The 22,791-nt window shown below is 64.7% G+C and carries 18 protein-coding genes; 13 read left to right on the top strand and 5 right to left on the bottom strand.

Translation table 11 applies throughout. From position 1 onward, the window contains the following. Positions 1 to 51 precede the first annotated feature (51 nt). From mtrA to secA, 7 genes are all read left to right on the top strand, one after another. Positions 52 to 732, top strand: coding sequence for an MtrAB system response regulator MtrA (gene mtrA, locus SB749_RS10775; protein ID WP_264801242.1), 681 nt, complete (start codon positions 52 to 54; stop codon positions 730 to 732). Further along, positions 729 to 2,672, top strand: a complete 1,944-nt coding sequence (mtrB, locus tag SB749_RS10770; RefSeq protein WP_410710326.1) for an MtrAB system histidine kinase MtrB — start codon at positions 729 to 731, stop codon at positions 2,670 to 2,672. The genes mtrA and mtrB overlap by 4 nt, the downstream gene beginning before the upstream one ends. Beyond that, a complete protein-coding gene (locus tag SB749_RS10765) occupies positions 2,669 to 4,399 on the top strand; it encodes an LpqB family beta-propeller domain-containing protein (RefSeq protein ID WP_410710325.1) in 1,731 nt (576 codons plus the stop codon). The genes mtrB and SB749_RS10765 overlap by 4 nt, the downstream gene beginning before the upstream one ends. Before the next feature lie 138 nt (positions 4,400 to 4,537). Continuing rightward, complete coding sequence (locus SB749_RS10760; RefSeq protein WP_410710324.1) at positions 4,538 to 5,260, top strand: ComF family protein; 723 nt, start codon at positions 4,538 to 4,540, stop codon at positions 5,258 to 5,260. Between the two features lie 66 nt (positions 5,261 to 5,326). Next, positions 5,327 to 5,989 (top strand): ribosome hibernation-promoting factor, HPF/YfiA family, encoded by a 663-nt coding sequence (gene hpf / locus SB749_RS10755; RefSeq protein ID WP_410710323.1) that lies wholly within the window; start codon positions 5,327 to 5,329, stop codon positions 5,987 to 5,989. A gap of 86 nt (positions 5,990 to 6,075) precedes the next feature. Continuing rightward, positions 6,076 to 7,317 carry a winged helix-turn-helix domain-containing protein gene (locus SB749_RS10750; protein ID WP_410710322.1) on the top strand — a complete coding sequence of 414 codons (1,242 nt, stop codon included), beginning with the start codon at positions 6,076 to 6,078 and terminating at the stop codon, positions 7,315 to 7,317. Between the two features lie 54 nt (positions 7,318 to 7,371). Beyond that, a complete protein-coding gene (gene secA / locus SB749_RS10745; protein WP_410710321.1) occupies positions 7,372 to 10,062 on the top strand; it encodes a preprotein translocase subunit SecA in 2,691 nt (896 codons plus the stop codon). Positions 10,063 to 10,080: 18 nt separating this feature from the next. Here secA and SB749_RS10740 read toward each other — a convergent pair whose 3' ends face one another. Both SB749_RS10740 and SB749_RS10735 read right to left on the bottom strand, forming a co-directional pair. Beyond that, positions 10,081 to 10,551, bottom strand: a complete 471-nt coding sequence (locus SB749_RS10740) for an Rv3235 family protein (protein ID WP_410710320.1) — start codon at positions 10,549 to 10,551, stop codon at positions 10,081 to 10,083. Next, the gene (locus SB749_RS10735; protein WP_410710319.1) at positions 10,548 to 11,444 is read right to left on the bottom strand and encodes a hypothetical protein; all 897 of its coding nucleotides are present in this window, start codon (positions 11,442 to 11,444) and stop codon (positions 10,548 to 10,550) included. Before SB749_RS10735 ends, SB749_RS10740 begins: the two co-directional genes overlap by 4 nt. Positions 11,445 to 11,593: 149 nt before the next feature. Between SB749_RS10735 and SB749_RS10730 the strand changes: the two genes are divergently transcribed. Next, complete coding sequence (locus SB749_RS10730) at positions 11,594 to 12,109, top strand: hypothetical protein (protein WP_410710318.1); 516 nt, start codon at positions 11,594 to 11,596, stop codon at positions 12,107 to 12,109. Positions 12,110 to 12,146: 37 nt separating this feature from the next. Here the strand turns inward: SB749_RS10730 and SB749_RS10725 are convergent, their stop codons facing one another. Next, the gene (locus tag SB749_RS10725) at positions 12,147 to 12,368 is read right to left on the bottom strand and encodes a helix-turn-helix domain-containing protein (RefSeq protein ID WP_025780784.1); all 222 of its coding nucleotides are present in this window, start codon (positions 12,366 to 12,368) and stop codon (positions 12,147 to 12,149) included. Between the two features lie 159 nt (positions 12,369 to 12,527). On the opposite strand from SB749_RS10725, the gene SB749_RS10720 reads away from it, so the two are divergent. The 3 genes from SB749_RS10720 to SB749_RS10710 are packed head-to-tail and all read left to right on the top strand — an operon-like array spanning position 12,528 to position 14,939. Further along, positions 12,528 to 13,175, top strand: a complete 648-nt coding sequence (locus SB749_RS10720; RefSeq protein WP_410710317.1) for a flagella basal body P-ring formation protein FlgA — start codon at positions 12,528 to 12,530, stop codon at positions 13,173 to 13,175. Further along, entirely contained in the window at positions 13,175 to 14,452 is a 1,278-nt protein-coding gene (locus tag SB749_RS10715) for a CpaE family protein (RefSeq protein ID WP_410710504.1), read from the top strand. The genes SB749_RS10720 and SB749_RS10715 overlap by 1 nt, the downstream gene beginning before the upstream one ends. 10 nt (positions 14,453 to 14,462) lie before the next feature. Beyond that, on the top strand, positions 14,463 to 14,939 hold the full coding sequence (locus SB749_RS10710) for a DUF6912 family protein (RefSeq protein WP_410710316.1): 477 nt from the start codon (positions 14,463 to 14,465) through the stop codon (positions 14,937 to 14,939). Between the two features lie 20 nt (positions 14,940 to 14,959). Here the strand turns inward: SB749_RS10710 and SB749_RS10705 are convergent, their stop codons facing one another. Continuing rightward, the gene (locus SB749_RS10705; RefSeq protein WP_410710315.1) at positions 14,960 to 15,424 is read right to left on the bottom strand and encodes a DUF2505 family protein; all 465 of its coding nucleotides are present in this window, start codon (positions 15,422 to 15,424) and stop codon (positions 14,960 to 14,962) included. A gap of 141 nt (positions 15,425 to 15,565) precedes the next feature. Between SB749_RS10705 and SB749_RS10700 the strand changes: the two genes are divergently transcribed. After that, on the top strand, positions 15,566 to 20,446 hold the full coding sequence (locus SB749_RS10700) for an NAD-glutamate dehydrogenase (RefSeq protein WP_410710314.1): 4,881 nt from the start codon (positions 15,566 to 15,568) through the stop codon (positions 20,444 to 20,446). Between the two features lie 236 nt (positions 20,447 to 20,682). Next, entirely contained in the window at positions 20,683 to 22,200 is a 1,518-nt protein-coding gene (locus SB749_RS10695; RefSeq protein ID WP_410710313.1) for a sensor histidine kinase, read from the top strand. A gap of 238 nt (positions 22,201 to 22,438) precedes the next feature. Here the strand turns inward: SB749_RS10695 and SB749_RS10690 are convergent, their stop codons facing one another. After that, positions 22,439 to 22,687 (bottom strand): WhiB family transcriptional regulator, encoded by a 249-nt coding sequence (locus SB749_RS10690; protein WP_009374875.1) that lies wholly within the window; start codon positions 22,685 to 22,687, stop codon positions 22,439 to 22,441. Positions 22,688 to 22,791 lie beyond the last annotated feature (104 nt).

Here is a 22,791-nt window from a genome sequence, read left to right as displayed (position 1 = left end):
CTAGGAGTGTCGAGAACCGAAGAACACGCGAACATAAGGGACAATGGGAGCATGAACGCTCGAATCCTCGTAGTTGATGATGACACGGCTTTGGCCGAAATGATCGGAATTGTGCTCAAAAGCGAAGGCTTCGAGCCCTTCTTCTGCGCCACCGGAGACCAGGCCTTCGAAGAGTTCCAGAAGGTCAATCCGGACCTCGTGCTCCTCGACCTCATGCTGCCCGGCAAGGACGGACTCGAAGTGTGCCGGGAGATCCGTGAGATCTCCACGGTGCCGATCATCATGCTCACGGCGAAGTCCGACACCGTCGATGTGGTCCTCGGCCTCGAATCCGGTGCCGATGACTATGTGCCGAAGCCGTTCAAGCCCAAGGAGCTCATCGCCCGTGTCCGCGCTCGGCTGCGGATCTCCGAACCGCAGGCTCCCGAGCTGCTGACAGTCGGCGACGTCGTCGTCGACGTCGCCGGCCACACGGTGACCAAGGGCGGATCCCCGGTGTCGCTGACCCCTCTCGAATTCGATCTCCTCGTTGCGTTGGCCCGCAAGCCGTGGCAGGTGTTCTCCCGCGAGACCCTGCTCGAAGAGGTGTGGGGCTACCGTCATGCCGCCGACACCCGACTGGTCAATGTCCATGTGCAGCGTCTGCGGTCGAAGATCGAACGCGATCCGGAGAAGCCGGACATCATCGTCACCGTCCGCGGCGTCGGCTATAAGGCCGGCCGAGCCGCGTGACTTCCGAGTCAGCCGCGGGCGGACCCGTCCGCACCGCAGCCTCGGCACTGAAGACGTTCTGGAACTTCATACTCCGATCGTTCAGCCACTCCCTGCAAGTCCGCATCGTCGTGCTCACGATCGTGCTCACCTCGGTGGCGATCTTCGGCGTCGGAACCTATATGTCCCAGCAGATCGCCCGCGGTCTCTTCGACACCCGCCTGGATTCCCTGTCCTCTCAGACCCGGTCGATCCTGGCCGAACTGCGCTCTCTGGCCCCCGTCGACGGGCAGGCGGTCACCCAGGACACGCTGAGTTCGCAGCTGTCATCGATCTACAACCGTTCGGCCGGGTCGGTGTATTCGCTGACCCTGCAGCCGAAGGACCCGAACTCCTCTTTCTCGACGATCACCGCCGGCGGGTCGAACGAGGACGGTGAGGCCCCTCAGGTGCCCGTCTCCGATGAGCTCCGCGACGCCATCCGCAAGGCCCCGACCGACGACAAGCTCTACCAGTCGGTGAGCCTGCCCGACGGGACCGGACCCGGTCTGCTCATCACTCAGGAGCTGCAGATCCCGGGTGCCGGCCAGTTCCAGCTTTACTACCTCGGTGACCTCAGCGAACAGCAGGACACGCTCAACTTCGTGCAGCGGTCGATGTTCGTCGCAGCCCTCGTCCTCGTCGTCCTCGTCGGTGCCGTCGCCTGGATCGTCACCCGACTCGTCGTCACCCCGGTGCGCACCGGTGCTGAGGTGGCCAGGCTCATCGCCGATGGTGACCTCGACGAACGCATGCCGGTCCACGGCAACGATGAGATCGCCGTCCTCGGTGAGAGCTTCAACGATATGGCCGACACCCTCCAGCACCAGATCGAGCAGATGGAACGGCTGTCGGTGCTGCAGCGGCAGTTCGTCTCCGACGTCTCCCACGAACTGCGGACGCCCCTGACGACGATCCGTGCCGCCGCGGACCTCATCTACGATTCCCGCGACGATCTCGATCCCGTCACCGCGCGCAGCGCTGAGCTGTTGAACTCGCAGGCTGAGCGGTTCGACAATCTGCTCTCCGACCTGCTGGAGATCTCCCGCTACGATGCTGGTGCGGCGGCGCTGGTGCCCAAACCCGTCGATATCGGCGCGATCGTGACTTCGGTGATCGAAACCGTGTCGATGGTGGCCGAACAGATGGACACAGCCATCGTCGTCCACGCCCCGTCCTCCCCGGTCATGGCCGAGGTCGACCGGGTGCGGATCACCCGGATCGTGCGCAATCTCGTCGTCAACGCCATCGAACACGGTGAGAACAACCCCGTCGACGTCTATGTCGCCTCCAACGCCGAGGCAGTGGCCGTGAGCGTGCGCGACCACGGAGTCGGCATGAACGAAGAGCAGGTCGAGCACGTCTTCGACCGGTTCTGGCGTGCCGATCCGGCACGCAAGCGCACCCTCGGCGGGTCGGGTCTGGGCCTGGCGATCTCGCTCGAGGACGCGCACCTGCACAACGGCTGGCTGCAGGTCTGGGGCAAACTCGGCGAGGGGTCGTGCTTCCGGCTGACGATTCCCCGGCGCCCCGATCAGGAGATCACCTCCTCGCCTCTGCCCCTGCCGCCTCGCGATGCGCAGATCCGCGGTTCCGCGCTCGTGGCGGGACCGCTGTCCTCGGACGGCTCCGTCCGCATCCAGACCGGGTCGATCCCGATCGTCGTCGAAACCGAGCCGGAGATGCTCGGAGACAGCCACGAAACCGTCGCCGAGGCGGCCACGCGGTCGTCATCGTCCGAGACGAGCACAACGGTCGCCTCGTCAGCGTCGGCCGATGAGCCGGACGCCGAGGAAGCGGACATCGCCGCGGTCAACGGCTCCGAGACAGACGCGGGCGAAACAGGGGAGCGATCCACCGACCCGCGTGATCCGGACCTGGACGGTGACGGCATAGACGACGGTGAAGGAGGGCGGTCATGATGCGCACGAAGCACAGAGGGCTGCAAGTGAAGACCATGCTGATCTCCGTGTTCACGGCCTTGACCCTCGTCGGCTGCTCGTCGATCCCGACGTCATCACCTGTCGGCCATATCGAAGACGACTCAGGGGATGCGAGTGCGAACAACGCGCGGATCCCTGACGGTCCCGAACCCGGCGACAGCCCATCGGACATCGTGCGCGGATTCCTCCGGGCAGGAGCGGGCACCGGCAACAACTTCTCCGTGGCTCGGTCATTCCTCACCGAAGGCGAGGCACAGGAATGGAGCCCGCAGGAATCGGTGTCGGTGCTGTCCAATGACACAGACCTCGACTCCCTGAACGTCGGGACGACCTCCGATCAGAAGACGATGAGCATCTCGCCTCCGGTCGTCGGTCTCGTCGATTCCTCCGGAGTGTACACCTCAACCGAACCGGGCACTCGCTCCTCCCTTGAATTCTCGCTGCGGCAGGAGAACGGGGAGTGGAGGATCTCCTCGGCGCCGGACGGCCTGCTCATCAGCCAGACCGATTTCCGCACGATCTTCCTCAACTATTCGCTGCAGTTCTTCACCTCCGACTATTCATACCTCGTCCCCGACTCCCGCTGGTTCCTCAGGTCCTCCTCGACTCCGACAGTGCTGATGAACGAGCTGCTCAGCGGACCCGCCCCCTACCTCTCGGGAGCGGTGATCACGTCGATCCCCGATGGTGCAAAGCTCAGCGATTCGGATTCGAACGTGGTGACGATCGAGAACGGCGTCGCACATGTGGCCTTGGGGCCGCAGAACCCGGCCCCGTCCGACCGCGAAAAGGGACTGATCCGTCAGCAGATCGCGACCACCCTGCAGGTCATTCCCTCGATCTCGGCAATCGATCTGAGCATCGGCGGACAGACGGTTCCGGCCAGCCTGCAGCCGAAGACCGACACGTCTGTCCAGGTGGACGGGCCTCCCGTGGTCCTCGCCGACGACCACCTCTCCCGGGTCTCGGGCACGACCGTGGCCAAGGTCGAGAACAGTCCGAATCTGAAGAAGGCGAAAGCGAGCGATCCCGCGGTGTCTTTGGACGACTCGCTCTACGTCTATCTGGCCGACGACGGCAAGCAGCTCATGCGGTTGAAGTCCGACGCCGTCGACGCCACTCCGATCCTTAAGGGCAAGAAGCTCGTGCGACCCAGCATCGACCGCTTCAACACGACGTGGACGGGTGAGGCCGAGAACAAGGGCGAGCTCAAGGCTGTCGGGCGTGACGGCAAATCCTCCACCGTCGCCGCCGATTTCCTCAATGGTCGGCAGCTCATCGATATCGAGGTCTCCCGAGACGGCACTCGTGTCGCTCTGCTCAGTCGGAACAAAGGGGAGCCGGATCGCGTCGATGTGGTCGGCATCCCCAGGGACAAGGCGGGCAATCCGTCCGGACATGTCTCCGAAACGCCGATCGAAGTGGGTGCGAACTTCGACGAGATCAAGGACGTCTCATGGGCTGGTTCGACGTCTCTCGTGGCTCTGGCCGCTGAAGAAGGCCCAACTGCGCAGCCGTTCCGCATGGGAGTCACCGGACCTGCCGAACAGCTCGGCGAGGTCTCGGACGGAAGCCGCATCGCCGGCGGAGTCGACGGACGCTCGATCCTGGTGACCGGTTCCGATGGCGCACTGTACAGCTACAACTCGAACGCGTGGCAGAAACTCGTCGACGTCGAAGCGAAGGATCCCTCCTATCCCGGCTGACCCACGCAGCAGTGCCTGTCCCTGCTGAGCCACGGAGACATTCCGTTCCGTGCTGAACCGTCGGTCGGCGGTGCGTGGCTGCTTCGGAGGGCAGCAACGTGCCGTCGCACTGGTGTGGGCATGGAGTAGATTGCTCCCATGGGGTTGCTCGGGGAGTTCGGCGAACTGCTCCTGCCTCGTCGGTGTGCCGGGTGCGGGCGGGAGAACGTGTCCCTGTGCACCCGCTGCCTGCAGCTGCTCGGTGGGATCCCACGGGCGATGGAACCACGCTACGGCACGATTCCGATCGTCGGGGTCTGCGAATACAACTCGCAGATCTCGAAGATGGTCGTCGGCTTTAAGGACGACGGGCGCCGGGACATCCTCGATCCCTTGGCCCTGGCGCTGACCCGGTCGATCGTCGCCGCCCTCGATCTCATCGCCTACGCGGGTGGGGCGATCCGGCTCTTTCCGGCGCCAAGTTCGGATCGGGCCAGACGTCGTCGAGGCGGATCGCATACGGCGGCCCTGGCGAATCGGGCGAAGGAACTGTCGCCGGAGCTGCCTCTGGAAGTCCACGATGTGCTCGCGGCGAAACGATCGCGTGACCAGGTCGGACTCGGGGCGATCGAGCGGGCACAGAATGCGCAGCGGACCCAATATCTGGACCGGAGGAGAATCGCTGAGATCTCGGAAGCCGGTCCCGTGTCGGGCACCGAATCCGCGCCGACGGACCTGCTCATCGATGACTTCTCCACCACCGGCGCAACCTTGGCAGAAAGCGCACGTCTGCTAGCATCGGTGCAGATCAGACCCGCTGTAGGAGCTGTTCTCGGTCTCGGTCGCGGGGGCACTCGATTTGTCTCTCCCTTTACTGTATAACGGTGTTTACCCATCCAAGGGCATGGGATCGGATGAATCCGACAAGCGAGTCGCTAAGGACACATCATGGATATTGTTGTCAACGGCCGTCAACTGACCATCTCCGACAGCTTTCGAGCCCACATCGAGGACAAGATCGCCAAGGTCGAGCAGCTTGCCCCTCGCGCTCAGCGTGTCGAAGTGCATGTCACACACGAGAAGAACTCCCGCCAGCCCGAGACGAGCGAGCGAGTTGAGCTCACGGTAGTGGCGAAAGGGCCGGCAATTCGGGCAGAGGCCATGGCAAGCGACAAATATGCGGCACTCGATCTGGCATGGGCGAAGCTCGTCGAACGACTGAGGCGAGCGAGGGACCGGCACAAGGTGCCGCGGTCGGGACACCACCGCAAGGAATCCACCGCCGAGGTGCTGGCGAAGATGCCGGTGGCCGAACCGATGGTTCCCGATGCGGACGCAGACGATTCGAAGTCTGCAGCTGACCAGAGCGTCGATCAGACGAACGGTCGCATCAAGGCCGAAGGCGATTCGCCGGTGGTGCTGCGAGAGAAGACCTTCACCGCCTCGCCCATCGGCATCGAAGAGGCGCTGAACAGAATGGAACTCGTCGGACACGACTTCTACCTGTTCATCGACGAAGAGTCGAGCAAGCCGTCCGTCGTCTATCGCCGTAAGGGCTGGAGCTACGGAGTCATCGCCCTCGACCACGACCTCGAAGAGGCCATCGACTGACCAATTACTACCTGACGGCGGCCCAGCAACCTCGCGCGAGGTTGCTAGGCCGCCGTCAGGTAGTAATTGGGGTATAGCGTTGGGGTATGCAGAGGATGACACGGGCCGCGGCCCGCAGGACGGCGATCACAGCGACGGGGCTGGACAGACCGCGACCGGCAAAGGTCACCGCTCGACACCTCAAGACTGTCTTCGCCACCATGGGACTGACCCAGATCGACTCGGTCGCCAGAGTCGTCCGTTCCCACTATCTGCCCTTCTATTCCCGCCTGGGGCCCTATCCGCGGGAGACCCTGGACCGTCTCTTCTACTCTTCTCCGCGCATGGGCGTCGAGTACTGGGCACACGCCGCGGCCTTCGTGCCGCCGCAGACATGGAAGCACTTCGCCCGCGCCCACAGCGAATGGTGGCGCAACGACTTCGGACAGCGCCACCCGGAGACCGGCGAGGAGTTCCGAAACCTCCAGACTCGCGTCCTCACCGCCCTGTCCACCCGGCCGATGACGGCACGGGAAGTCGCCGAGGTGGTCGACCACGACCTGCCGGAGATCCACCGCGGGCACTGGGGCTGGAATCCCAGCCAGGTGAAAGTCGCCCTCGAAGCGCTGTTCGCCGGTGGAGTCATCAGTGCCTCCGGACGCAACGATCACTTCGAACGCATCTATGCTCTGGCCCGAGACGTCTCACCCGAGCTGCCGCAGCTGCGGCTGAACTACGGGCCGCCGGATGATCCTCGGCTGGGGCTGGACCCGAATGCGGAGCTGCCTCGCGGAATATCCGGGGTCGAGAACAATGTCTTCGAACTCACCCGTATCGCGGCACGTGCCCTGGGCATCTCCCGGCCCGAGGACATCGCCGACTACTTTCGGCAGCGGCGGGCACCGACCGACGCCGCCATCACCGAACTCATCGCTTCGGGCGAGCTGCGCGAAGTCGACGTCGAAGGTATCCCCGCCCTGAAATGGCATGAGGCTCGGACCCCGCGCACCGTGAATGCTCGAGCGCTGTTGGCACCGTTCGATCCTTTGGTCTTCTACCGGCCGCGCATCGAATGGCTCTTCGACTTCCACTATCGGATCGAGATCTACACCCCGGCCGCCAAGCGTGTGCACGGCTACTACGTCACTCCGTTCCTTCTCGGTGATCGCCTCGTCGGGCGAGTCGACCTGCACAGGGACCGGGCTGCGGGAATCCTGCGTGCTCACCGGGTGACATGGGAGCCGGGGGAGGAGCACACCACCGAGCTGGCCGAAGAGCTCACGACGATGGCTGAGTGGCTGGGACTGACTGCCGTGGACCTCGAAGGTACTCACCTGCCATTAAGCTAGGGGCTATACAGTCGTTCGAGTCGTTGTCCGGCAGACATGCCGATTAGGAGAAAAGTGGCTAATTTCCTCGAGAAGCTTCTGCGCACAGGTGAAGGCAGAACTCTGAAGAAGCTCCGCCGATACACGGATGCCATCAATCAGCTGTCCGATGAGTTCAGCGAGATGACGGACACCGAACTGCGGGAGGAAACCGGCCGGTTCAAGGAGCGCTACAAGGACGGCGAGAGCCTCGATTCCCTCCTTCCCGAAGCCTTCGCCACCGTTCGCGAGGCCTCGAGCCGGACTCTGGGTCTGCGGCACTTCGACGTCCAGCTCATGGGCGGCGCCGCCCTGCACCTGGGCAACATCGCCGAGATGAAGACCGGTGAGGGCAAGACCCTCGTCGCCACGGCCCCGGCTTACCTCAACGCGCTCACCGGCGATCCGGTCCACATCATCACGGTCAACGACTACCTGGCCACCTACCAGTCCGAGCTCATGGGACGCGTCTTCCGCTTCCTCGGTATGGAGACCGGCTGCATCCAGGCGAATATGCCTTCGGATCTGCGCCGCAAGCAGTACGCCGCTGACATCACCTACGGCACGAACAACGAGTTCGGCTTCGACTACCTGCGCGACAATATGGCCTGGTCGGCGGACGAGCTCGTCCAGCGCGGCCATGCCTTCGCCATCGTCGACGAGGTCGACTCGATCCTCATCGACGAGGCCCGTACCCCGCTCATCATCTCCGGTCCTGCCGAAGGCGATGCGAACCGCTGGTACGGCGAATTCGCCAAGGTCGTTAAGCGTCTGAAGACCGACCGCGACTACGAAGTCGATGAGAAGAAGCGCACCGTCGGCGTCCTCGAACCCGGAATCGAACGTGTCGAGGACTACCTGGGCATCGGCAACCTCTACGATGCGGAGAACACTCCGCTCATCAGCTTCCTCAACAACGCCATCCGCGCCAAGGAGCTGTTCAAGAAGGACAAGGACTACGTCGTCCTCGACGGTGAAGTCCTCATCGTCGACGAGCACACGGGCCGTGTGCTCAAGGGCCGCCGCTACAACGAGGGCCTGCACCAGGCCATCGAGGCGAAGGAAGGGGTGAAGGTCCAGGCAGAGAACCAGACCCTGGCGACGATCACCCTGCAGAACTTCTTCCGCCTCTACGAAAAGCTCTCGGGAATGACCGGTACGGCTGAGACCGAAGCCGCGGAATTCATGTCGACCTACAAGCTCGGTGTCGTGCCGATTCCGACGAACAAACCGATGCAGCGCGTCGACCAGTCCGACTTCGTCTACAAGAACGAGATCGCGAAGTTCGACGCCGTCGTCGACGACATCGTCGAACGCCACGAGACCGGACAGCCCGTCCTCGTCGGCACGACGAGCGTCGAGAAGAGCGAATACCTCTCGAAGCATCTGGCCAAACGCGGGGTCAAGCATGAGGTCCTCAACGCGAAGAACCACGCCCGTGAGGCCTCGATCGTGGCGATGGCCGGCCGCAAGAACGCCGTCACGGTGGCCACGAACATGGCCGGACGCGGTACCGACATCATGCTCGGCGGAAACGCCGAGTTCCTCGCCGTCGCGGAAATGGAACGTCGAGGTCTCGACCCCGCCGAGAACGAGGACCAGTACGAGTCCGAATGGCCGGAGGTGCTCAAGGCCGCCGAGGACAAGGTCAAGGAAGAAGCCGAAGAGGTCGTCGAGCTCGGAGGACTCTATGTGCTCGGCACCGAACGCCACGAATCCCGCCGCATCGACAATCAGCTGCGCGGACGCTCCGGCCGCCAGGGAGACCCCGGCGAATCCCGGTTCTACCTGTCCCTGACCGATGACCTCATGCGGCTCTTCGGCTCGGGGGCCGCCGAACGGATTATGGCCACAGCGAACGTGCCCGATGATGTGCCGCTGGAATCGAAGATGGTCTCCCGTGCCATCCTCTCGGCCCAGTCGCAGATCGAGCAGCGCAATGCCGAGCAGCGCAAGAACGTGCTCAAATACGACGATGTGCTCAACCGTCAGCGCACTGTGATCTACGATGAGCGCCGCCGAGTGCTCGACGGCGCCGACCTCGAAGATCAGGTCGCGAACTTCCGGGAAGAGGTCATCGATGCCTATGTCGCCCAGGCGACGACGGGACCGGTCGAGGAGTGGCAGGTCGACGAGCTCTTCGAGGCTCTCGGCAAGATCTACTCACCGTCGATCACTCCCGAGGACCTCGCCGAGGAACTCGGTGGCCTCGGCAATCTGACGAAGAACCGCCTCAACCAGGAGATCCAGTCGGACATCGCACTGTTCTACTCCCAGCGCGAAGAGGAACTCGGAGAGGACGCCACCCGCGAACTCGAACGCCGTGTGGTGCTCTCTGTCATCGACAAGCGCTGGCGTGAGCACCTCTACGAGATGGACTACCTCAAGAACGGCATCGGACTGCGGGCGATGGCCCAGCGCGATCCGCTGGTGGAATACCAACGCGAGGGCTTCGAGATGTTCACCACCATGCAGGACGGGATCAAGGAGGACGTCGTCCGCCTGACCAACACTCTGCAGGTGCAGGTGACCTCATCGGCCGGCTCCGATGGGGACGAACCCGAGGTCGAGGTCGACGCTGAGGAGCTGCGTCACAAGACTCCCAAGATGCAGCTGTCGGCGCCGTCCGAGGGCGGTTCCGCTTCGGTTTCCGAATCCGAGGACGAAGACGAACCGGCTCCGGCCAATCGCGCCGAGCGTCGCGCGAAGAAGAAGGCCAAGAGCTGACATCGAGCCCACAGAGGCTCACATCGTCTGCAGCGCAGTCAGCGTCCACCGGGTGGTGAGCAGTTCCAAGCGGACTGCCACCGCCCGGACGCGATTGGCGGCGGCGACGATGACCGTGACCTCGGCGATCTCGGGACTGATCTGACAGACGTGTGCCGTTCCCGGCCGCACCGTCCGGGCTCCGGGAGCGGTCGCCCTGTGGGGTGCCACCTCGGCGCGCAGCTGACAGCGGTGGTCGATCTTCGCCAGCAGCTCCGGTTGGACCCATCTGGCGATCGTCTCGCTGCGTCTGACGCCGGAGAGGACTTCGAGGCAGGCTACCGCCAACGAGGTGGCCGTGGCCGCGATCCGCGCCCGATCGTCCGCAATGTCCTGGCCCCGGACCTGCCCGCTGACCCGGCGAGTGGGCGATGCCGTGGACGACGGTGCGACCTCTCGCCGAGGCGGTGCCGACGCCTGCGGCCGAGTGAGGGTGAGTGGGGCGGTCATTTCTGGATCTCCAATCTCTGGCCAGCGATGATGAGGCTCGGATCGGGTCCGATGGTGTCCTCGTTGGTGGAATAGACGTGCGCGACGAGCTGGGGGATCTCTTCTGGGGTCTCGGCCAGATCGGCAGCGATCGACCACAGGCTCTCGCCTTGAGCCACAACATGTGTGGCGGTTCCAGGATCCGCAGGCTCGGCGGCATCGTCACCGTCGCCTGGCTCATTCGGCTCCCTGCTGTGGTCGGATTCGCCTGACCCCTCCGTCGGCCCGTCCGACGACCCGTCCGACGGCGGGTCGGTCGGTGGTGCTGAAGGCGCTCCGTCTGCGGGCGGCTCTGTGGGCCAACCGGGATCGGGCGGGCGGACTCGGTCGGGTGGTTCGGATTCCTCACGCGGCTTGGAACCGTCTGGCGGCTGCTCATCCTGAGACCGTCCCGCATCGTCGGAGGAGTCCGCAGAGCGCTGATCATCGTCGATCGTCGGCCAGCCGGGATCGGCAGGGGCGGACGGAGTATGCGCAGATGGTGCAGCGACGGAAGGAGCCTGTGCGGACGATGTGGGGTCAGGGCCGGGACCAGCGAGCGGTGCCGCTTGAGCGGAGTGGACCACGAGGCCGGCAGAGACGATGGCAAGAACACTCGACGCGAGTATCCGGGGCATTGCCTTGACGACCAATCCGGCAAGCGCCGAACGGAAACGGCCGGTGGGAAGGACCTGCAGCAGCAGGGCCAGAAGAGAGATGAGCCCGATCCGTGCGAACAGGAGCGATCCGGTGCCGATCATGACGATGACGACGACGTCGCTGGTCGTCCACGGCTGAGGAAGCCGCTCCCACGCAGCGGCGAACGAACCGAGCACAACCAGCCACGAACTCGCACATGCGATCAAGAGATACATCTAGACATCCTCCATTGGATATTGAACATAATGATGCCGTTAGATGTTATTTGATGTCAATGGATCAGCTCTAACTACATGACTGTAGTTCGGTGCGTCTTCATTTCAAGTCTTGAAAGTGGACTACAGCTGGGGCAGGCTTGGCAATCATGGACGATCGCATCGATGCATTCCTGGCGGATATCGAAGCCGCCGACACGGCGGCGCAGGCGCACGTCAGGAGAGGCGAATTCGGTGACGAGGTGGCCGGTCAGGCTGCCGAAAGGACTCTGCTCGAACGGATGCGCGGGACGCTGGGATCGACGGTGCAGGTGACGATGCCGGATCGGGATATCACGGGGACGGCGTGCTTCCTCGGTCGGGACATCATCGTCCTCGCCGGAGTCGAAGTCTCCGTCATTGCGATCAGGGCTGTCCGCGGATTCAGACTGACCGCGAGAGTGCATCGGTTCGACGCCGGAGGGCTCGAGAAATTGGGTCTGGGATCGGCGCTGCGCCGCTGGTCAGCCGCCTATGAAGAGGTGTCGATCGATGTCGCCGACCGTGCGGGCAGCATTCGGGGGCGATGCGCACTCGTTGCTTCCGACTATGTCGAGATCGCCGGCAGGATCATTCCCTTCGCGGTGATCAACGCCGTCCACGCCCGGACGAATCCCTTCGGATGACTCGTCCATGATGGAGATCAGAGCCGAAGCGAGTGGGTCAGTCCTCGATGGAACCGGTCTTGATCTGGTACTCGGTGCGCTCGTACATGCGCTGGATATACGCTTCGATCTCGGACTTCTCGACCCGCCACTGGCCGCGCCCTCCGACTTTGATGGCGCGGAGATCGCCGGAGCGGACCAGGGCCCGAGCCTGTGCGATCGAGACATTGAGCAGCTCGGCCACATCGGTCAGCGGCAGGAAGCGACTTTCGACGGCCATGAGGTGTCTTCTCCCATTCCAAATGTCCATCTGCCACCAGATGTCCATCTGCTTGTTGGTGCATTTGGCCAAAAACCTTGCTTTGGCATCATTTGATGCCCAATATTATCACTGAGAAGCAGTTTCTGTCAGTGAAACTTCTGCGAATCTGGAGATGCAATGGAGCTCTCGAAAAGAATCCGACGCCCCCGCTGGACCGATGCGCGCCTCCTCGTCGGTGCGATGCTCGTCGTCCTCGCGGTCGTCGGAACCTACCTGCTCGTCACGTCGGCGAACTCGACCACCCGGGTCTGGGCGAGCGCACGCGCACTCGTCCCCGGTGAGATCCTCGAGCCGGCGGACCTCACCGTCGCCGAGGTCAATCTCGCCGATCTCGGCAAGAAGTATCTCTCTGCCGATTCCGAGCTGCCGACGAATACGAGCGTGCGCAGCGTCGTGGCGGCGGGGGAGCTGCTGGCCGCCTCAGCGGTGGCGCCTGTGTCCGAACTCGAGGGGCGGGTCGTGGCCATCGACATCGCCGGCTCGGTCCCGAGCGTCGTCGACTCGGGCAGTCTCGTCGACGTCTGGGCGCAGCCGGAGCAGAACGGCCTCGACGATGACGGTACACCGCCGGAGCAGATCGTCGATTCGGCCCCGGTCGCTCACATCAATCGAGACGTCGGCAGCTTCGGGGCAGGTGACGGCGCCCGCATCGAAGTGTTCGTCGGCTCGGTGGACCTGCCCGGCGTGCTTGCCGCCCTCGACGGACGCAGCGTGCTCTCCGTGGTCGGTGCCCCGTCCGTTCCCGCCGATGAGGGCGAGCAGTGATGACACAGGTCCTGCTGGCGGTCGACTTCGAATACGACCTCATCCTCTTCGAGCTGCTCAGCGAGATCGACGACGTCACGATCGTCGCCCGCCCCGCCGACGAGGTGGAGCTGCTGGCGCACTGCCGCACCGGCGGAGCCGATGTCGTCATCATCGGGCGCTACTTTCCCGGCCTCGATGCGGAGGTGGTTGCCGCGATCACGGCCTCCGGCGCCAAGGTGCTCGGCTTCGGGGACGACGCTCACGCCCTTGAAGCAGTCGGCATCAGCGCCGTCGTCGCAACGGAGGTCGACGCGACGACGATGGCCGCGGCGATCGACGACCTCCGCGCCTCCACCGTGGTCCCGCCGCGCCCGATGACGCCGCCCGGGCCGGTCGGAGGAGCGGGAGTGATCATCACGGTCTGGGGCACCGGTTCGTCGCCCGGACGCACTCTCACTGCCGTCAACCTCGCTGATCAGGCCTCCCGTCAGGGCAAGCGCAGCGTCGTCGTCGACGCTGACACGGTCTCCGGCATGGTCGCGTCGACCCTCGGGCTGACAGAGGAATCCTCGCATCTGGCCAGTCTCTGCCGGTCGCAGTCGGACCCGGTGGGGCGCCTCGGCGCGCATGCGGTGCCGCATGCATCGATCCGTGAGAGCTTCCATGCGGTGACCGGGCTGACTCGGCCCGAGCGGTGGCCGGAGATCCGCGCCTCCGTCCTCGAGGCTGTGCTCAAACGTCTGGCCAAGGTCTACGACGTCGTCATCGTCGACGTCAGCGACCGCATCGATCCGGATGACGACCTCGCCGACCCCTTCTACGACCGCCACTGCGCCACTCGTGCCGCGCTCGAGGCTGCCGATATCGTGCTCGTCCTCGCAGCGGGGGAGCCGATCGGCCTGCAGCGCCTGGTCGAACTCCTCGGCACGCCACGGGCCGAGTCAGTGCGCGAGAAGATGCGGCTGGTGATCACGAAGGTACGCTCGAGCGCGGTCGGCCATCCCGCTGAGGAGCGGATCAGTGAAGTCCTCGACCGATTCGTCCGGGTCGCTCCGGACTTCATTCTCAGAGATGACCGGCCCACGGCCGATGCCGCGATGCTCGCCGGCCGGACCCTGCACGAGCAGAATCCCCGGTCCGTCCTCGTCGGAGACCTTGCAGCGATGATCGACGAGCTCCTGCCGGGCCGCCGCCGGTCCCGCAGATCCGTCGGAGGCCGTGACCGTCGCGGCTCCGGTCGCCGCGGACGCCCACAGAAAGTCAGGGTGGGCCAGGGGAGCGGACCACAGGACTAGGATGAGGGGCATGGCCATTCGCTGCTACATTCCCACCACCCTGACCGCGCTGCGTTCGACGCTGACCGACGCCCGCGCCGTCGCCCCCGACGCTCAGGGGCGCAGCCTGCGCGGTGAGGAGTTCGAATCCGCTGAATTCGACGCCATGTGCATCGCCGCGGCCCTGGCCGCGAACGCGGTGTTCGCACCCGCTGAAACCGAGACCGGCACCGAGGCGGCTCCCGAGCGGCGAGTCATCGTGGCCTATGATGCCCCCGAGTCCAGCCCGGCCGAACCGCTCACCGAGGGCTTCGAGCTCTTCACCCTTGCCGAAGTCGACATGGCCCGGATTGCGAGCTTTCATCTTGACGAAGACGCGGTCTGGGAGGAGGCGGTGCAGCTGGCCGAGGACGCGGACTCCAGCGCAGCCGAGGACCACCTTCGCGCTTCCGATCTGCTGTGGTACGACTCTTCCGAATTAGAGCAGCTGCTCGGCGACCGGGGCTGAGCCGACGTCGGCCGTCGGTCTCAGGCGGATTCGAACCGGCGCAGCCGGTCGCTCAGTCGCTTCTCCAGGATCGGGACCACCGCCTGTTCGATCATCGCGCCGAACATCGGGATCGACGAGCTGATCTCGGCATGAGCGGCCAGCTTCATCACTGACTCGGCCTCGCGCAGCTCGAGGACCGCATCGATCTCGACAGGGACGCCTGCGGCACGTGCGGACATGCGGATCTCTGCCTCATCGCCGAGGACATCCCCGGGGATCATGTACACCTCGACCAGCACGGTGTTATCCGGAAGCCGAGAGGCCAGAGCCGCCGGAAGCTCGGCCTTGGGCATCGGGGTCCGCACGGTCATCTCCGTGTCGGGGTCGATGTATTCGGCACTGGCGTCGGAGCCGAGCTTCTCCCATACGTCGGGATCGGCGAGTTTGGCCAGGAATGTCGACAGATCAACCGAATATTCATGATTGAGAGTCAGAGATCGCATAGCTCCAGTTTGCCAGCGAATGAACCCTACTTCACCGTAGGCCGCTCGGCGTGCCTTTCTCGATATTTGGGCATAGTGTGGGGAATGACGATTCGACGTCGAATCGCATGACGAATGCTCGTTGATCATAGAGGTGAAACAGTGACTCAGGTCTCAATTTCGAACGTTGCAGAAGAGTGGAGAAAGCAACGGGGGCAATCGGCTCCCGACAACTTCCTCGATGCGTACTATCCCCGGTTCGAATCAGGGGCCAGCGATCCCGAGGCCTACGCGGCCGCGGCGGCCCGTCACTTCGCGCTCGGCACTGAATACGACGGTGAGCGTCCGGCGATCGCGATCTACAATCCGAGCGTCGACTCGCCGGAATTCAGCGACAACCATACGGTCATCGCCATCGTGCTCGCCGATATGCCCCATCTCGTGTCCTCGATCGTCAGCGACCTCGCCGCCAACGGCAGAGCCATCCGCCGCGTTCACCACCCGATCATCACAGTCACCGGCAACGGCCCGGACGAGAAGATCCTCTCCCCGGCAGAAGCCCCCGCGCTCAGTGCAGACACGGCGAGCATTCCGACGGTCTCCGAAGCTCCTGCCGACAGCGAAGACGGCGCGCCACAGCAGCAGTCCTGGATCCGCCTCGAGATCGACCGCATCTCCGAAAGCGACTTCGACGCACTCGAAGAGCGCCTGCGCGGAGTCCTCGACTATGTGGCCGCTGCAGCGCGCGACGCCCAGGCGATGGCCGCGAAGGCCAAGGACATCGCCGCCGAGCTGAGCGCACATGCGCCGCGCCCGGAGCTGGCTTCTGAAGCCGAATCCGCCGCCGCCCTGCTCACCTGGCTCGACGGACACTTCACCTTCCTCGGCTACCGCGAATACGACTACACCCACGACGCCGAACACAGCAGCCTCGAACCGATCGAGGACACCTCGATGGGCATCTCGGCCCTGCGCCCCCTCGTGAAGTCACCGCTCAGCCGGGCGGTCGCCGACAAGGCGCTGGAACCGCATGTGCTGGTGCTGACGAAGGCGAACTCCCGCTCCCGCGTCATCCGCTCCTCGTTCATGGACTACATCGGCGTGAAGACCTTCGACGCCGACGGTGAGATCGTCGGCGAGCGTCGCTTCGTCGGAGTGTTCAAACCCGAGTTCTACAACGACAGCGTCCTCAACATCCCGGTCATCGACCGGAAGGTCGCGAAGATCCTCTCGGCCAGCGGATTCCCCACCGGATCCCACTCGGCCAACGAACTCCTCGGAGTCCTCGAGAACTATCCCCGCGAGGACCTGCTCCACGAGGACACCGAGGAGATCTATGACGTCGTCATGGAGATCGTCGACATGCAGGAGCGCCGGGAGTCCCGCGTGTTCGTCCGTACCGACCCGTACCAGCGCTTCGTCTCCGTCATCCTCTACCTCCCGCGCGACCTCTACAACACCGACGCCCGAGTGCGCGTGCAGGAAGTGCTGCGCAAGTTCTACAACGCCGACAGCGTCGACTTCGATGTGCTGCTGAGCGAATCGGCGCTGGCCCGCATCCACTTCGTGGCCCGCGTCGCCCGTGACTGCGAACTGCCGCAGATCGGCGCCGACGAGGTCGAGGCCCGCATCGTCGGAGCCGTCCGCTCCTGGTCCGAAGACGTCCACGCGTTCCTCGTCCCTGCCGAGACCGGCGACTCCGGCGCCTCGCATGCCCGGGCCGACCTGTGGTCGAAGGCGTTCCCTCCCAGCTACGGCGAGCATCACACCCCCGCCGAGGCGGTCGCCGACGTCGGTCGGTTCGAAGCCCTCGACGCCGGTCAGGGTCCGGCGGTGCGCCTCTACCGTCCCGAACAGGGCACAGATGCCTCCGTCCGCCTCGTCCTCTACCGTCATGACCGGGTCAGCCTGTCCGAGGTCCTGCCCTTCCTCACGGCTTTCGGTGCCGATGTGGTCGACGAACGTCCCCACGAACTCGACCTCGCCGACGGAACGCATCGGTACATCTACGACTTCGGACTCAGCTTCTCCGAAGAGCTGGCCGATGACGACTACGACCGCATCGCCGAGGCCTTCATGGCCGGCTGGGACGGCAAGAAGGAAGCGGGGGTCTTCGACCGCCTCGTCGTCGCCGGACTCTCCTGGCAGCATGTGACGATCATCCGCGCACTGGGCAAATACCTGCGCCAGGCGGGCTTCACGTATTCCGACGCCTATGTCGGTGAGGTCTACAGCGACAACCCGCAGATCTCGAAGCTGCTCGTCGACTACTTCTCCGCCAAGTTCGATCCCGACGTCGACGACGCCGGACGCGAAGCGACGATGACCGAGATCGACGACGCGATCGAAACCGCCCTCAGCGAAGTGGCCAGCCTCGACGCCGACCGTGTGCTGCGCTCCTCGCTGGAACTGCTGCGGGCGACCCTGCGCACGAACTACTACATCGACGAATCGGGTGCCCTGCCCACGGCCCTGGTGCTCAAGATCCGACCCGACGAGCTCAGCTTCGTGCCGAAGCCGAAGCCGGCTCTCGAGATGTGGGTGTATTCCCCGCAGGTCGAAGGCGTGCACCTGCGCTTCGGCACCGTCGCTCGCGGAGGGCTGCGCTGGTCGGATCGTCGCGATGACTTCCGCACCGAGGTCCTCGGCCTTGTCAAGGCACAGATGGTCAAGAACGCCCTCATCGTGCCGACCGGGGCAAAGGGCGGCTTCTTCCCGAAGCAGCTGCCGCCGATGAGCGATCGGGACGCCTGGATGGCCGCCGGTCAGGCCGCCTACGAGGTGTTCATCGAAAGCATGCTCGAGGTTGCGGACAACCTCACCTATGGCAGCGACGACTCCAGCGTCGTCGTCCACCCCGACCGTGTGGTCCGCCACGATGGAGACGACTACTATCTCGTCGTCGCCGCCGACAAGGGCACGGCACGGTTCTCCGATGTGGCCAACGCGATCGCCGAACGCCGAGGATTCTGGCTCGGCGACGCGTTCGCATCCGGCGGATCGGTCGGCTACGACCATAAGGCGATGGCCATCACCTCCCGGGGCGCATGGAAATCCGTCGAACGCCACTTCCGCGAACTCGGACTCAACACCGCAGCCGAGGACTTCACCGTCGTGGGCATCGGCGATATGAGCGGCGACGTCTTCGGCAACGGCATGCTGCGCAGCGAGCATATCCGCCTCGTCGCGGCCTTCGACCACCGGGACATCTTCCTCGACCCGAACCCCGACGCCGCTCGCAGCTTCGTCGAACGCCAACGGCTCTTCGACCTGCCGCGCTCGAGCTGGCAGGACTACGACCGGGACCTCATCTCCTCAGGCGGCGGAGTCTTCTCCCGGTCGGCGAAGTCGATCGACCTCAGCCCCGAAGCCGCCTCGGTGCTCGGAGTCGAACCCGGGAAGCGCAGCCCCGCCGACCTCATGTCGGAGATCCTCAAGGCACCGGTCGACCTCGTCTACAACGGCGGTATCGGCACTTACATCAAGGCCTCGAGCGAGAGCCACGCCGATGTCGGCGACAAGTCCAACGATGCCATCCGCATCGACGGTGCCGATGTGCGGGCGCGAGTGATCGGCGAGGGCGGCAACCTCGGTGTGACACAGCTGGGACGTGTCGAGGCCGCGCTGGGCGGCGTCGAGGTCAACACCGATGCCGTCGACAACTCGGCCGGCGTCGACAGCTCCGACCATGAGGTCAACATCAAGCTGCTCCTGCGCACGCTTCTGCACAAGGGAGCCTTCGCCGCGGAAGAGCGGGAGGCGGTTCTGCACTCGTTCACCGACCAGGTCGCCGACCGGGTGCTGGCGAACAACTACTCGCAGAACGTCGTCCTCGGCGAGGCTCGGGCCCAGACCGAATCGATGTCGGGCACCTACGGGCGGCTGCTGAACTACCTGGAGAAGAACGCCGATCTCGACCGGGCGGTCGAATTCCTGCCCAACGCCGACGAACTGGCCAAACGCGAGTTCAGCTACTACGTGTCGCCCGAACTCGCCGTGCTGCTGGCCTATGTGAAGATGCACGCCGCCGACGAGGTCCTCGCCAGCACCGTGCCGGACGAGACGTGGATGCGTCGCGAACTCGTGTCCTACTTCCCGGACGCTCTGCAGGAGAAGTACGGCGAGCTCATCCCCGAACACCCGCTGCACCGGGAGATCGCGACGGCGAAGCTCGTCAACCGGCTCGTCGACCGCGGCGGACTGACCTACATCTACCGGATGCTCGAAGAGACACCGGCGTCGGTGCCGCAGATCGCACGCGTGTTCGTCGTGGTCTCGGAGATCTTCGGCCTCGATGACTTCTTCGAGGCCGTGTGCGCACTCGACAACCGGGTGACGACCGAGGTGCAGGTGAAACTCCAGCATGACTATGTGCGCCTGCTCGATCGCTCCTCGCGCTGGCTCGTGCAGCAGGCGCCGGACAGCCTCGACGTCGATTCCGGCATCGAGATGTACGGCAAGGTCGTCGAGGCCCTGCGCTCCCGGGTCCCGGACCTCGTCGACGGCTACGATGCCGAGACAATGCAGGCGAAGGCGCAGAGCTACATTGACGAAGGTGTGCCGAGCGAACTCGCATGGCGCTCCGCCGCCTTGCTCGACGAGTTCGTGCTGCTCGACATCACCCAGTTGGCCGCTCGGGCGAACGAATCCGCCGAGGATGTCGCAGAGGTCTACTACGCCGTGAACGAACGCTTCTCCGGCTCGCAGATCCTCACCCTCATCGGTGAGCTCGATCGCAGCGACCGCTGGTCGGCGCTGGCCCGCGGATCCATGCGTGACGACTACTACGCCGCGATCCTGTCGGTGACCGGAACGGTTCTGGCTGCCACGGATTCGCCGATCTCCGGAACTCCGGACGAACGGGCGAAGCAGCGCCTGTCCGAATGGATCGAACGCAATGAGACCGTCGTGGGGCGGGTGCTGGAGACGACGGAGACGATCCTCGGACTCGACTCCGTCACCCAGGCGCCGCTGTCCGTGCTGCTGCGTTCGCTGCGGTCGATGGTCCGTTCTTCCGCCTGGGAGAGCGAACACAACGGCTGAGGCTGATTCCGGTCGCGGTCGACACCATGGTCGGCCGCGACCGGCAGGGCACACCTGATCGGTTCGACGGCCGTGGCCGTCAAGGCGACCACGATCGGCCGGTCAGTCGGGATCGTGCGGGCACAGCCGCCTCGGCGGGTCCGAACCCCGACCGGTTAAGTGATAGCGTCTGAACATCGACATCTCAGCAGATCCGCGGACGACGCGGGTCTGCTGATCTCACCTTGGAGGAACGTATGGTGCTCAACGAACTGCTGGCGGCCGAGGGCATCACGGATGAGTCAGACGTCGAACACATCCATCTGCTCGTCGGGGACTGGCAGCTGTTGGCGGACCTCTCCTTCGCCGATCTCGTGCTGTGGGTGCCGTCGCCCAACGGCGCCTACACGGTCCTGGCACATGCCCGATCGACGACCGGGGCGACACTGTTCAACCGGGACCTGATCGGAGCACGTGCGACCGGTCTGGAGAAGGAGCTGCTCGACCAGGCCAGCAGCACCCGCAGCTATGTCACCCACGTCGCCGCGGCCCGAGAGATGGGAATCAGTGCCGGGTCCTCCGACGTCGACATCCTCGCCGAGGCGGTGCCGATTATCCGCAACGGCGAGGCCATCGCGCTCGTCGTCCGGTATTCGGAGGAGGTCCGACGCAGAGGTTCGTCTCGCCTGGAGAAGTACTACCGGGAAACGGCGATGGCTCTGATGCGGATGATCGTGCAGGGAACGTTCCCCGATCGCGATGCCCCGTCCGGGGCCCGGCACGGCGAACCGCGAGTCGGCGACGGCATCTTCATCCTCGACCGCGATTCGCATGTGCAGTATGCCTCCCCGAACGCCGTATCGCTCATGCACCGGCTCGGCTACGGAGGAGAGATCGAAGGCAGCTATCTCTCCGAGGTGGTCTCGAACCTCAGTGCAGAGCTGCGTCAGGTCGATGAGACCCTCCCGCTTGTGCTCACCGGGCGTGCCCCGTGGCGGACCGAACTCGAAGTCGGGCGCACGAGTGTGTCCCTGCGCGCGATTCCGCTGACGGACGAGGGCGAGCGGGTCGGTGCGATCGTCCTCGCCCGTGACGTCTCCGAGATCCGTCGCCGCAAACGTGAGCTGCTCTCCCGCGACGCGATGATCAAGGAGATGCACCACAGGGTGAAGAACAATCTGCAGACCGTGTCCGCACTGCTGCGGCTGCAGACCCGCCGCATCGACAGCCCCGAGGCCAAGGGTGCGCTGACCGAGGCGATGCGACGGGTCTCGATCATCGCCGTGGTCCACGATGTGCTCAGCCAGGGCGTCGAATCCGAAGTGGACTTCGACGAAGTCGTCGACAAGGGACTGCGTCTGACTCCCGAGCTGACCAGCCCCTTGGTGCATATCGAACTCAAACGGTGCGGAAGCTTCGGCACCATCTCCTCCGCCGATGCCACCTCCCTGGCGCTGGCCATCACGGAGCTGATCACGAACGCGATCGAACACGGATTCCCCACCGAGAACCTGGAGAGCCTGGAACCGGGGGAGACGCTCAACGGCCATGTGTGGGTGACCCCGGAGCGCAACGGCGATCATCTGAGCGTGACGATCGCCGATGACGGCATCGGTTTGGGGGAGACGCAGAACCCGGGCAATGGCCTGGGCACGCAGATCGTGCGCACCCTGGTCTCGGCCGACCTGGCCGGTTCGATCCAATGGCAGGCGCGCGAAGGCGGCGGAACAGTCGCCGTCCTCGACGTTCCGCTGCGCCCGGACTCCTACGACTGAGCGAAGCCCATCGGACCGAGCCGGAGCTGCCAGGTTCCGGCGCCCCCTAAAAACCGAGTCGGTCGATATTCGGCCGGGCGCCCGGCCGGACGCCCGTCCGCACACACGACTGAGTCCCTTGTTCCGACGACGATCATTCGCCGTCGGGACAAGGGACTCAGTCTTCGGAGCAGGAGCTCTTGGTGATTCAGTTATGGCTTCGGCAGTCCGGGGGACCGCCTCCGCGGTGGCCGACGCTTCAGCCTGCGCGGCGGGCACGAGCGGCGCGACGCTTGAGAGCGCGACGCTCGTCCTCGCTCAGACCGCCCCAGACTCCGGCATCCTGACCGGATTCGAGGGCCCACTGAAGGCAGGTCTCTGCAACTTCACAACGGCGACAGACAGTCTTTGCTTCCTCAATCTGGAGCAGCGCGGGTCCGGTGTTGCCGATCGGGAAGAAGAGCTCCGGATCCTCATTGAGGCATGCTGCACGGTGTCGCCAATCCATGGTGACCTTTCGACGAATTCAGTGAACGCGGTTGCCTACGCCCGAATTCCGGGCGTGCAACTCTCACAGTCAAGGTTCACATAACGCAATTGGGCGCACAAGGG

The organism is Brevibacterium sp. SIMBA_078 (assembly GCF_046534565.1).
Lineage (GTDB): Bacteria > Actinomycetota > Actinomycetes > Actinomycetales > Brevibacteriaceae > Brevibacterium.
This window is presented reverse-complemented; position numbering and strand designations above follow the sequence as displayed.

What these genes read in the sequence shown, in the direction of transcription:
- mtrA (WP_264801242.1), top strand. Translation starts at nt 52, where the DNA reads ATGAACGCTCGAATCCTCGTAGTTGATGATGACACGGCTTTGGCCGAA.
- SB749_RS10765 (WP_410710325.1), top strand. Translation starts at nt 2,669, where the DNA reads ATGATGCGCACGAAGCACAGAGGGCTGCAAGTGAAGACCATGCTGATC.
- SB749_RS10760 (WP_410710324.1), top strand. Translation starts at nt 4,538, where the DNA reads ATGGGGTTGCTCGGGGAGTTCGGCGAACTGCTCCTGCCTCGTCGGTGT.
- hpf (WP_410710323.1), top strand. Translation starts at nt 5,327, where the DNA reads ATGGATATTGTTGTCAACGGCCGTCAACTGACCATCTCCGACAGCTTT.
- SB749_RS10750 (WP_410710322.1), top strand. Translation starts at nt 6,076, where the DNA reads ATGCAGAGGATGACACGGGCCGCGGCCCGCAGGACGGCGATCACAGCG.
- SB749_RS10740 (WP_410710320.1), bottom strand. Translation starts at nt 10,551, where the DNA reads ATGACCGCCCCACTCACCCTCACTCGGCCGCAGGCGTCGGCACCGCCT.
- SB749_RS10735 (WP_410710319.1), bottom strand. Translation starts at nt 11,444, where the DNA reads ATGTATCTCTTGATCGCATGTGCGAGTTCGTGGCTGGTTGTGCTCGGT.
- SB749_RS10730 (WP_410710318.1), top strand. Translation starts at nt 11,594, where the DNA reads ATGGACGATCGCATCGATGCATTCCTGGCGGATATCGAAGCCGCCGAC.
- SB749_RS10725 (WP_025780784.1), bottom strand. Translation starts at nt 12,368, where the DNA reads ATGGCCGTCGAAAGTCGCTTCCTGCCGCTGACCGATGTGGCCGAGCTG.
- SB749_RS10720 (WP_410710317.1), top strand. Translation starts at nt 12,528, where the DNA reads ATGGAGCTCTCGAAAAGAATCCGACGCCCCCGCTGGACCGATGCGCGC.
- SB749_RS10715 (WP_410710504.1), top strand. Translation starts at nt 13,175, where the DNA reads ATGACACAGGTCCTGCTGGCGGTCGACTTCGAATACGACCTCATCCTC.
- SB749_RS10710 (WP_410710316.1), top strand. Translation starts at nt 14,463, where the DNA reads ATGGCCATTCGCTGCTACATTCCCACCACCCTGACCGCGCTGCGTTCG.
- SB749_RS10705 (WP_410710315.1), bottom strand. Translation starts at nt 15,424, where the DNA reads ATGCGATCTCTGACTCTCAATCATGAATATTCGGTTGATCTGTCGACA.
- SB749_RS10695 (WP_410710313.1), top strand. Translation starts at nt 20,683, where the DNA reads ATGGTGCTCAACGAACTGCTGGCGGCCGAGGGCATCACGGATGAGTCA.
- SB749_RS10690 (WP_009374875.1), bottom strand. Translation starts at nt 22,687, where the DNA reads ATGGATTGGCGACACCGTGCAGCATGCCTCAATGAGGATCCGGAGCTC.